This is a genomic window from Polaromonas sp. YR568, from assembly GCF_900116715.1.
GTDB lineage: Bacteria > Pseudomonadota > Gammaproteobacteria > Burkholderiales > Burkholderiaceae_C > Polaromonas.
Genome location: NZ_FPBM01000006.1, coordinates 299,321 through 307,685 on the forward strand (window position 1 = coordinate 299,321; position 8,365 = coordinate 307,685).

Below are 8,365 nucleotides of genomic sequence, written 5' to 3' on the forward strand. Positions count from 1 at the left end.
ACCGCCATGAAACTCCTTTCGCCCGCTCCCGTCTTCTCCCATGTCTATGACAAGACCGCGCTGTCGGTCAATGTCAACAAAGTCGCCTTGCTGCGCAATTCGCGTCACCTGGACATTCCCAGCGTGTGCCGCGCCGCCGAGCTGTGCCTGGAGGCCGGCGCCCAGGGCATCACGGTGCATCCGCGGCCAGACGAGCGCCATATCCGCCCTGACGATGTCTTTGAACTTGCCGCACTGATGAAAGACTGGCCCGACCGCGAGTTCAATATCGAAGGCAACCCCTTCCAGAATCTGATGGGCTTTGTGCATGACCTGGCCGCCCGGGGCCTGCCGCTGCACCAGTGCACCTTTGTGCCCGACAGCGAAGACCAGTTCACCAGCGACCACGGCTGGAATTTCCCCGAAGATGCCGGGCGCCTGGCGCCCCTGATCGAGCAGGCGCATGACCGCCGCGTGCGCGTCAGCCTCTTCATGGACCCGGTGCCTGAAGCCATGGCCGCCGCCAAAGCCGTGGGCGCCGACCGGGTGGAGTTCTACACCGAGACTTATGCGCGCGCCTGGGCCACCTCTGAGAAAGCCGAAGTCCTGGCCCGCTTTACCCGCGCGGCGCAGGCAGCTGCCGCGGCCGGCCTGGGCATCAACGCCGGCCACGACCTGAACAGTGACAACCTCGCGGAGTTTGTCCGCGAAGTCCCTGGCGTGCTCGAAGTGTCGATAGGCCACGCTTTTGTCGCCGACGCGCTGGAGCTCGGCTACGCCGCCACCACCCGGCGTTACCTGCATTGCATCACCCAAGCATTCGCCCCCGCATGATTTACGGTATTGGCACTGACATCTGCGACGTGCGCCGCATCCGCGCCAGCCTCGAGAGGCACGGCGAGCGATTTGCCCGCAAAATCCTCGCCGACGGCGAACTCGCCACCTGGAAAGACCGCAGCGCACGCTGGCCCGACCGTGGCGTCAGCTACCTGGCCACGCGGTTCTCGGCCAAAGAGGCTTTCAGCAAAGCCATAGGCACCGGCATGCGCATGCCCATGACCTGGCGCTCGTGTGAGATCGCCAAGGCTGCCAGCGGCAAACCCGAGATCGTGTTGCACGGCGCCCTCAAAACCTGGTTCGAGGCACGCCAGCTCACCGCGCACGTCACCGTGACCGACGAGACCGATTACGCCGCCAGTTTTTGTGTTGTAGAGAAAAAACCGCTGTAAGCCTTATCAATAGAGCGTAAGAAGCTATCAATTCAATAGTAAGCCTGGCAAGCAAGAACAACCCTCCGGACTCCCTTTTATGACCCAGCACGCCCCCCTCATCATCGACATCGCCGGCACCGCGCTCACCAAAGCCGACCGCCGGCGCCTGAAACACCCGCTCACCGGCGGCATCATTTTGTTTGGCCGCAACTGGAAAGACCGGCGCGAACTCAGCGAGCTGTGCCTGGAGATCAAGGACATCCGTGAAGACCTGCTGATCTGCGTCGACCATGAAGGCGGCCGCGTGCAGCGCTTCAGGACCGACGGCTTTACCCACCTGCCGCCCATGCGCGAGCTGGGCACGCTGTGGATCAAAGACCAGCTGGCAGCCACCAATGCCGCCACCGCCTGCGGTTATGTGCTGGGCGCCGAGCTGCGCGCCTCAGGCGTCGACTTCAGCTTCACACCGGTGCTCGACCTCGATTACGGCGAGAGCGGCGTCATCGGCGACCGCGCCTTCGGCCGCGACCCGCGCGTCGTTACGCTGCTGGCCAAAAGCCTGATGCACGGCCTGCTGCAGGCCGGCGTCGCCAATTGCGGCAAACACTTTCCCGGCCATGGTTTCGTCAAGGCCGACTCCCACACCGACATCCCCGTCGATAACCGCAGCCTGAAAGCCATCCTGGCCGACGACGCCGCGCCTTATGGCTGGCTCAACACCACGCTCAGCAGCGTCATGCCCGCCCACGTGATCTATCCCAAGGTAGACGCCCGCCCCGCCGGTTTCTCCAGCCAGTGGCTGAACTTCATCCTGCGCAGCCAGCTTGGTTTTGGCGGCGCGATTTTCAGCGACGACCTCAGCATGGCCGGCGCCCGCCTGATCGACGGCAAAGAAGTGAGCTACACCGAAGCCGCCGTCACGGCGCTGAATGCCGGCTGCGACATGGTGCTGCTGTGCAACCAGTCAGTCGGTGATGGCCAGCCGGTGGATGAGCTGCTCGACGGCATGTCCGAAGCACTGCTCAAGGGCCAGTGGGAGGCCATGGAGGCCAGCGAGTTGCGGCGGCTGGCTTTGCTGCCGCAGGGCAGGGGGTTTGGTTGGGATGAGTTGATGGTGCAGCCTGCGTATATGCATGCGCTTGGGTTGGTTCCTTAGGCCGGGTCTTGCTCCGGCCTTTCGCGCTTATCTGAGTTCTGCTGGCCGGGGGTGGCCCGGCAGCCAGTAACTTTCTTTTGCTTCGCCAAAAGAAAGTCACCAAAGAAAAGGCGACCCGCAGTCTGGGTCCCTGCGCTTCGCTTCGGGCAACCTGCGGTGCTCGAGTCAAGCGGGGTCAAAAACAACTCGCTGCGCTCAAACAAGTTTTTGCCCTGATCCGCTTGTCTCTGCGCTCCTCGGCCCAGCCAGGACGGGGCAATCGGGAACGGGAACGGGGACAAATACCAAAGACAAATACCAACAAGGACTCGCCGTGGCGAGTCCTTGTTTCTTCAGGTATTCGGGTTCTGTCTTTGGCTGTTTGGTATTGGTATTCCTTCCCCCACCCCCTTCTGTATGCGCCGAGGAGCGGAGGTCCAGACGGATCAGGGCAAAAACTTGTTTGAGCCGCAGGCGAGTTGTTTTTGACCCCGTCTGGACCGAGCACCGCAGGTTGCCCGTAGCGAAGCGGAGGGACGCAGACAGTAGGGTCGCCTTTTCTTTTGCTTACTTTTCTTTGGCGAAGCAAAGAAAAGTGAGTCGCTGCCGGGCGACCCCGGCCAGCAGGAGTCAGAGGAAGGCGCACCGCTGGAGCAAGACCCAGCCAGCCCTACCCCATACTCGAATGAATCATCTCCCTAACCCGCGGATAAATCTGCTGGTTCCACTTCCGCCCACTGAACACCCCATAGTGCCCCACCCCCGTCTGCACATGATGCGTCTTCATGTAAGGCCGTATCCCGGTGCACAGGTCTTGCGCGGCCACGGTCTGGCCGACTGAGCAGATGTCGTCACGCTCGCCTTCTACCGTCATCAGGGCGGTGCGGCGGATGGCGGCGGGTTTGACAATGCGGCCTCGGTAACTGAGTTTGCCCAGCGGCAGGTCGTAGGTCTGGAAGACTTTTTCCACCGTCTCCAGGTAGAACTCGGCGGGCAGGTCGTTGACGGCCAGATACTCGTCGTAGAACACGCGGATGATGTTGGCCTTTTCCACATCGCCGTCGAGCAGGTGCTGGTACATGTCCTGAAAAGACTTTTTGTGCCGGTCCAGGTTCATGCTGAGGAATGCACTCAGCTGCACAAAACCCGGGTACACGCGGCGCATATAGCCCGCATGCGGCAGCGGCACGTGGCTGATCAAATTCTTCTCGAACCACTCAATCGGCTTGCTGGTGGCCAGGGTGTTGACGCCGGTCGGGTTCACGCGGCAGTCGACCGGGCCGGCCATCAGCGTCAGGCTGCGGGGCTGGGCCGGGTCGTCGTCTTCGGCCATCACGGCGGCTGCCGCCAGAGCGGCCACGCAGGGTTGGCATACGGCCACCACATGGGTGCCGGGGCCGATCGCCTGGGTGAAGCGGATCATGTGGTCTATGTAGTCGTCGAGCGCAAAGGGGCCGTGGCGCAGCGACACGTCGCGCGCGTTGTGCCAGTCTGTGATGTAGACGTCGTGGTCCTGCAGCAGCGTGCGCACCGTCTCGCGCAGCAGCGTGGCGAAGTGGCCCGACAGCGGCGCCACCAGCAGCACGGGCGGCTGAAAAGGCAGGTCGCCGGCCTCTTCTTTTTTGAAACGCAACAGGGTTCCGAAGGGCATGGTGAGCACGGCTTCTTCCGTCACGGTGAAGTCGCGCTCACCCACTTTCACCGAGGCAATGCCGTACGCGGGCCGAGAGTGCGTCAGGCGCAGGCGTGAAAACACCTCCATCGACGCCGAGAGTTTGCGCAGCAGGCTGCCTTCGGTTTTGCCCAGCCAGAGCGCGGCGCTGCCGCCTTGCGCGAACAGCCGCAGCGGGGACATCAGGTCGGACTGGAGTTGATAGGCCTGGTAAAGCATGGGTGTCCTGGCGTGAAGCGGGCTTGTGGCCCGGGCCACCTGGATGCAGGCAAGGAACGGGCCAAGTGACGATTGAGGACTCGCTGGCACAACCCTTGCGGAGCATGGCCTGCCCCGGGCGAGTGGGGGCCAACTTTGTGTGTGCGCTTCAAGGAGCAATCTCATGGCCAAGGCAGTCCTGACGATCAGCAGCAAAAACTATGGCGCCTGGGCCTTGCGCGGCTGGCTGCTGGCCAAATTTGCCGGGCTGGAGTTCACTGAGAAGGTGATTCCGCCCGACGACCCGGCCATGAAGGCCGAAATGCTGCTGCTCTCGTCCAGCATGCTGGTGCCTTCGCTGCAGCACGGCAATGTGAAGGTCTGGGACACACTGGCGATTGCCGAATACCTCAATGAAATCAAGCCCAAAGCGCAGTTGTTGCCCGCCGACATCAAGGTGCGGGCGCATTGCCGGGCGGTGTGCGGCGAGATGCATTCGGGCTTTGCCTCGCTGCGCGCCGCGTTGCCGATGAACATCAAGGCGCATTTTTCGAACTTCAAGGTGTGGTCGCGGGCGCAGGCGGATATCGACCGGGTGGTGGAGATCTGGCGGGAATGCCTGGGGGCCTATGGGGGGCCTTACTTGTTTGGCAAGCAGTTGTCGGTGGCGGATGCTATGTATGCGCCTGTGGTGACGCGGTTTCTCACTTATGACGTGGGGCTGGATAAGGTTTGTGCGGCATATTGCAAGAGGGTTATGGAGTTGCCGGCTATGAAAGAGTGGGTTGCTGCGGCTCGGAAGGAGCCTGATGACATTGATGAACTCGATGCTGAGTTTTGAGCTGGCTGCTGGCCGGGCTTGTTAGTTCTGTCTTTGTGCTTTTTGCTGAGTTCTGCTGGCCGGGGGTTGCCCGGCGGCAACTCACTTTTCTTTGCTTCGCCAAAGAAAAGTAAGCAAAAGAAAGGCGACCCTACTGTCTGCGTCCCCTGCGCTGCGCTCCGGGGCAACCTGCGGTGCTCGGTCCAGACGGGGTCAAAAACAACTCGCTTCGCTCAGACAAGTTTTTGCCCTGATCCGTCTGGCCCTCCGCTCCTCGGCGCAGCCAGAAGGGGCAAGCGGGAGCGGGCTCGGGTCAGATTCTTTCCGGGGTCACTTCCACGGGGTTGGCGGCGGGATTTCGCAGACCGGGTCTACGTCTATCGACTTGAAATCGGCCGGTCCTACGATTTCCAGGTATTCCATGTCGGGGGAGTAGTCGAACAAAAAGTGTTTGATGCCCGGCCGCTGGTGGACGACGTCGCCGGCTTCGACCAGGGTTTCTTTGTCTTCGTACATGAAGCGGGCCCAGCCTTTGGTCATGATGACGATCTGGAAGTCTGCTTCATGTCGGTGCCATCCGGTGCCTGTTTCTGGTGCCATGTTGGCCTTCACAAGGTGCGCGATGACTTTGCCGTTGGTCGCGTCGGCGATGCCGAGGTCGCGGTAGAGGAAGAAATCACGCAGGCCGCCGGAGACAAACTGCGTGTCGCCGGGTTTGACGTGCGAGAACTTGGTGGCGGTGCGGTCCAGCATGGGGTGCTCCTGTTCAGTCAAGACAGCCAACTAGGCATTGGTGCAGTGCAGCAAGCATGAAGTGTTCCAGCCGGTGGGGTGGCGGGGCGCCACTGTGAAAGCCGGTGCACAAACAGGCGGTTAACGCCGTCTGGGATAATCAGGCCCCATGAGCGGCAATACCTTCGGAACACTTTTCGCAGTCACCAACTTTGGTGAATCCCACGGCCCGGCCATTGGCTGTGTGATTGACGGTTGCCCGCCGGGCATGGAACTCAGCGAGGCCGATATCCAGGGCGACCTGGACCGCCGCCGCCCGGGCACCAGCCGCCACGTGACCCAGCGCAACGAACCCGACGCCGTCGAAATCCTCTCCGGCGTCTACGAGGGCAAGACTACGGGCACGCCGATTTGCCTCTTGATCAAAAACACCGACCAGCGCAGCAAGGACTACGGCAACATCCTGGAGACCTTCCGTCCCGGCCACGCCGACTACACCTACCTGCACAAATACGGCCGGCGCGACCCGCGTGGCGGCGGCCGGGCCTCAGCTCGCCTGACGGCGCCCATGGTGGCGGCCGGCGCGGTCGCCAAAAAGTGGCTGGCCGAAAAATACGGCACCACCTTTCGCGGCTGCATGACGCAGATCGGTGACATCGCGATTCCGTTCGAATCGTGGGAACACGTGCCGAACAACCCGTTCTTCGCCCCGGTGGCCGATGTGGCCAAGCTGGAAGACTATATGGATGCGCTGCGCAAGGCGGGCGACTCCTGCGGCGCGCGCATCCGCGTCACTGCCTCCAAAGTGCCGGTGGGCCTGGGCGACCCGCTGTTTGACAAGCTGGACGCCGACATCGCCTTTGCCATGATGGGCATCAACGCGGTGAAGGGTGTGGAGATAGGCGCAGGCTTTGCCAGCGTCACGCAGCGCGGCACTACGCATGGCGACGGCCTCACGCCCGAGGGCTTTCAGTCCAACAACGCCGGTGGCGTGCTGGGCGGCATCAGCACCGGGCAAGACCTGGAAGTGTCGATTGCCATCAAGCCGACCAGCTCCATCATCACGCCTCGCCAGTCCATAGACACCGCCGGCAACCCGGCTGAAGTGGTGACCAAGGGCCGCCACGACCCCTGCGTGGGCATACGCGCCACGCCGATTGCCGAGGCCATGCTGGCTTTGGTGGTGATGGAGCATGCGCTGCGCCAGCGGGCGCAAAACGCAGATGTCGTCGTGAGCACGCCGAACATCATGCGCCAGCGCCTCAGTTGAAAACCGCCTGGGTCAGGGCTCTGGCGGCGCAGAGCGGAACGGGTTAAAGCCCGTGATCAGCGCTGTGGCCGACAGCACCAGCACACAGCCCGGCAGCATGCTGGCCGTCACCGGCTCACCCAGAAACAGCGCGCCCCAGGTCACGCCGAAGAGCGGGATCATGAACGCCGCCGAGGTGGTGGCGCTGGCCGGGATCTCGCGCATCAGCCGCATGCTGATCCAGTACATAAAACCCGAAGTGAGCGTGCCCAGCACCGTCACGGCGGCCACCGCGCCTGGTGTCAGGACGGCCGCAGGTGCGGCAATGCCGCCCGGCACGAGCAGGATCAACGCGCCGGTGATATGCACCACTGCCGACGAAGGCAGCGGCGAATGGGCCATGGTTGCGCGCTTCATCTGGATGGCGCCAAAACCGTAGCTGGCCGAAGCCACCACGCAGGCCAGCGCCGCGAGGATCACCGTGGGCGTCACCGCCACAGGCCCCAGCTGCACCAGCAGCGCCACGCCCGAAAAACCGACCGCGCAACCCAACAGGCGCACCCGTGTGAGCTTTTCTTCACCCGCCAGCGCAGCCGCCATCACACCGAAAAGCGGCGCGGTGGCATTGAGCACCGCCGAGTAGCCCGAAGGAATGATCAGCGCGGCCCAATTGAACAGCACAAACGGAATCACCACCGAGAGCAGGCCCACCAGCGTCAGGTGCGGCCACGCACTGCGCGGCGGCCAGCGGCCGCGCAGCGTGCTCATCAGCAGGCTCAACACAATGGCCGCCAGCGTGCAACGGGTGGCGGCCACCACCCACGGGCCTAGGGCCGGGCTGGCGATACGAAGAAGGGGAAATGACGCGCCCCAGAGGGCGGACATGGCGATCAGCTGGATGAAATGTCGGGTTTGCATGAAGCGCGCGGGGGCGGCGGTCGAGAGTGTTGGAGAGGGGTTGGGTGATTGTGCAAGATTTGGAGGAGGTTTGCTTTTTGCTATTGAATTAATAGCGGTTGGGTTTGTTTTGGTGTTTGTGTTTTTTGCTGAGGGCGGCTGGCCGGGGGTTGCCCGGCGGCAACTCACTTTCTTTTGCTTCGCCAAAAGAAAGTAAGCAAAGAAAAGGCGACCCTACTGTCTGCGTCCCCTGCGCTGCGCTACGGGCAACCTGCGGTGCTCGGTCCAGACGGGGTCAAAAACAACTCGCTTCGCTCAGACAAGTTTTTGCCCTTATCCGTCTGGACCTCCGCTCCTCGGCGCAGACAGAAGGGGGTGGGGGAAGGAATACCAATACCAAACAGCCAAAGACAGAACCCGAATACCTGAAGAAACAAGGACTCGCCACGGCGAGTCCTTGTTGGTATTTGTC

At 62.5% G+C, this 8,365-nt stretch carries 9 protein-coding genes; 6 read left to right on the forward strand and 3 right to left on the reverse strand.

Features of this window, described 5'->3' with window-relative positions; translation table 11 throughout:
- The first annotated feature begins 6 nt into the window (after positions 1–6).
- The 3 genes from BM408_RS15070 to nagZ all read left to right on the forward strand — a co-directional run bounded on the left by BM408_RS15070 (position 7) and on the right by nagZ (position 2,346).
- A complete protein-coding gene (locus BM408_RS15070) occupies positions 7–813 on the forward strand; it encodes a pyridoxine 5'-phosphate synthase (RefSeq protein ID WP_092130672.1) in 807 nt (268 codons plus the stop codon).
- Positions 810–1,208 carry a holo-ACP synthase gene (gene acpS, locus BM408_RS15075; RefSeq protein WP_092130673.1) on the forward strand — a complete coding sequence of 133 codons (399 nt, stop codon included), beginning with the start codon at positions 810–812 and terminating at the stop codon, positions 1,206–1,208. The genes BM408_RS15070 and acpS overlap by 4 nt, the downstream gene beginning before the upstream one ends.
- A 79-nt stretch (positions 1,209–1,287) precedes the next feature.
- Complete coding sequence (gene nagZ / locus BM408_RS15080) at positions 1,288–2,346, forward strand: beta-N-acetylhexosaminidase (protein WP_092130674.1); 1,059 nt, start codon at positions 1,288–1,290, stop codon at positions 2,344–2,346.
- Between the two features lie 649 nt (positions 2,347–2,995).
- On the opposite strand, the gene BM408_RS15085 is transcribed toward nagZ, so the two are convergent.
- A complete protein-coding gene (locus tag BM408_RS15085; protein ID WP_092130675.1) occupies positions 2,996–4,216 on the reverse strand; it encodes a polyhydroxyalkanoate depolymerase in 1,221 nt (406 codons plus the stop codon).
- A 163-nt stretch (positions 4,217–4,379) separates the two neighbouring features.
- Between BM408_RS15085 and BM408_RS15090 the strand changes: the two genes are divergently transcribed.
- Positions 4,380–5,036: a glutathione S-transferase gene (locus BM408_RS15090; RefSeq protein ID WP_092130676.1), complete on the forward strand. Its 657-nt coding sequence runs from the start codon at positions 4,380–4,382 to the stop codon at positions 5,034–5,036.
- 309 nt (positions 5,037–5,345) lie between these two features.
- Here BM408_RS15090 and BM408_RS15095 read toward each other — a convergent pair whose 3' ends face one another.
- Positions 5,346–5,768 carry a cupin domain-containing protein gene (locus tag BM408_RS15095; protein ID WP_092130677.1) on the reverse strand — a complete coding sequence of 141 codons (423 nt, stop codon included), beginning with the start codon at positions 5,766–5,768 and terminating at the stop codon, positions 5,346–5,348.
- A gap of 148 nt (positions 5,769–5,916) precedes the next feature.
- On the opposite strand from BM408_RS15095, the gene aroC reads away from it, so the two are divergent.
- Complete coding sequence (aroC, locus tag BM408_RS15100) at positions 5,917–7,017, forward strand: chorismate synthase (RefSeq protein WP_092130678.1); 1,101 nt, start codon at positions 5,917–5,919, stop codon at positions 7,015–7,017.
- Between the two features lie 12 nt (positions 7,018–7,029).
- Here the strand turns inward: aroC and BM408_RS15105 are convergent, their stop codons facing one another.
- Positions 7,030–7,914, reverse strand: a complete 885-nt coding sequence (locus BM408_RS15105) for a DMT family transporter (RefSeq protein WP_092130679.1) — start codon at positions 7,912–7,914, stop codon at positions 7,030–7,032.
- On the opposite strand from BM408_RS15105, the gene BM408_RS22970 reads away from it, so the two are divergent.
- Entirely contained in the window at positions 7,880–8,110 is a 231-nt protein-coding gene (locus BM408_RS22970; RefSeq protein ID WP_175541789.1) for a hypothetical protein, read from the forward strand. The two genes, BM408_RS15105 and BM408_RS22970, sit on opposite strands and share 35 nt — an antisense overlap.
- Positions 8,111–8,365: the final 255 nt, after the last annotated feature.

What these genes read in the sequence shown, in the direction of transcription:
- BM408_RS22970 (WP_175541789.1), top strand. Translation starts at nt 7,880, where the DNA reads ATGGCGATCAGCTGGATGAAATGTCGGGTTTGCATGAAGCGCGCGGGG.
- BM408_RS15085 (WP_092130675.1), bottom strand. Translation starts at nt 4,216, where the DNA reads ATGCTTTACCAGGCCTATCAACTCCAGTCCGACCTGATGTCCCCGCTG.
- BM408_RS15105 (WP_092130679.1), bottom strand. Translation starts at nt 7,914, where the DNA reads ATGCAAACCCGACATTTCATCCAGCTGATCGCCATGTCCGCCCTCTGG.
- nagZ (WP_092130674.1), top strand. Translation starts at nt 1,288, where the DNA reads ATGACCCAGCACGCCCCCCTCATCATCGACATCGCCGGCACCGCGCTC.
- BM408_RS15095 (WP_092130677.1), bottom strand. Translation starts at nt 5,768, where the DNA reads ATGCTGGACCGCACCGCCACCAAGTTCTCGCACGTCAAACCCGGCGAC.
- aroC (WP_092130678.1), top strand. Translation starts at nt 5,917, where the DNA reads ATGAGCGGCAATACCTTCGGAACACTTTTCGCAGTCACCAACTTTGGT.
- BM408_RS15090 (WP_092130676.1), top strand. Translation starts at nt 4,380, where the DNA reads ATGGCCAAGGCAGTCCTGACGATCAGCAGCAAAAACTATGGCGCCTGG.
- acpS (WP_092130673.1), top strand. Translation starts at nt 810, where the DNA reads ATGATTTACGGTATTGGCACTGACATCTGCGACGTGCGCCGCATCCGC.
- BM408_RS15070 (WP_092130672.1), top strand. Translation starts at nt 7, where the DNA reads ATGAAACTCCTTTCGCCCGCTCCCGTCTTCTCCCATGTCTATGACAAG.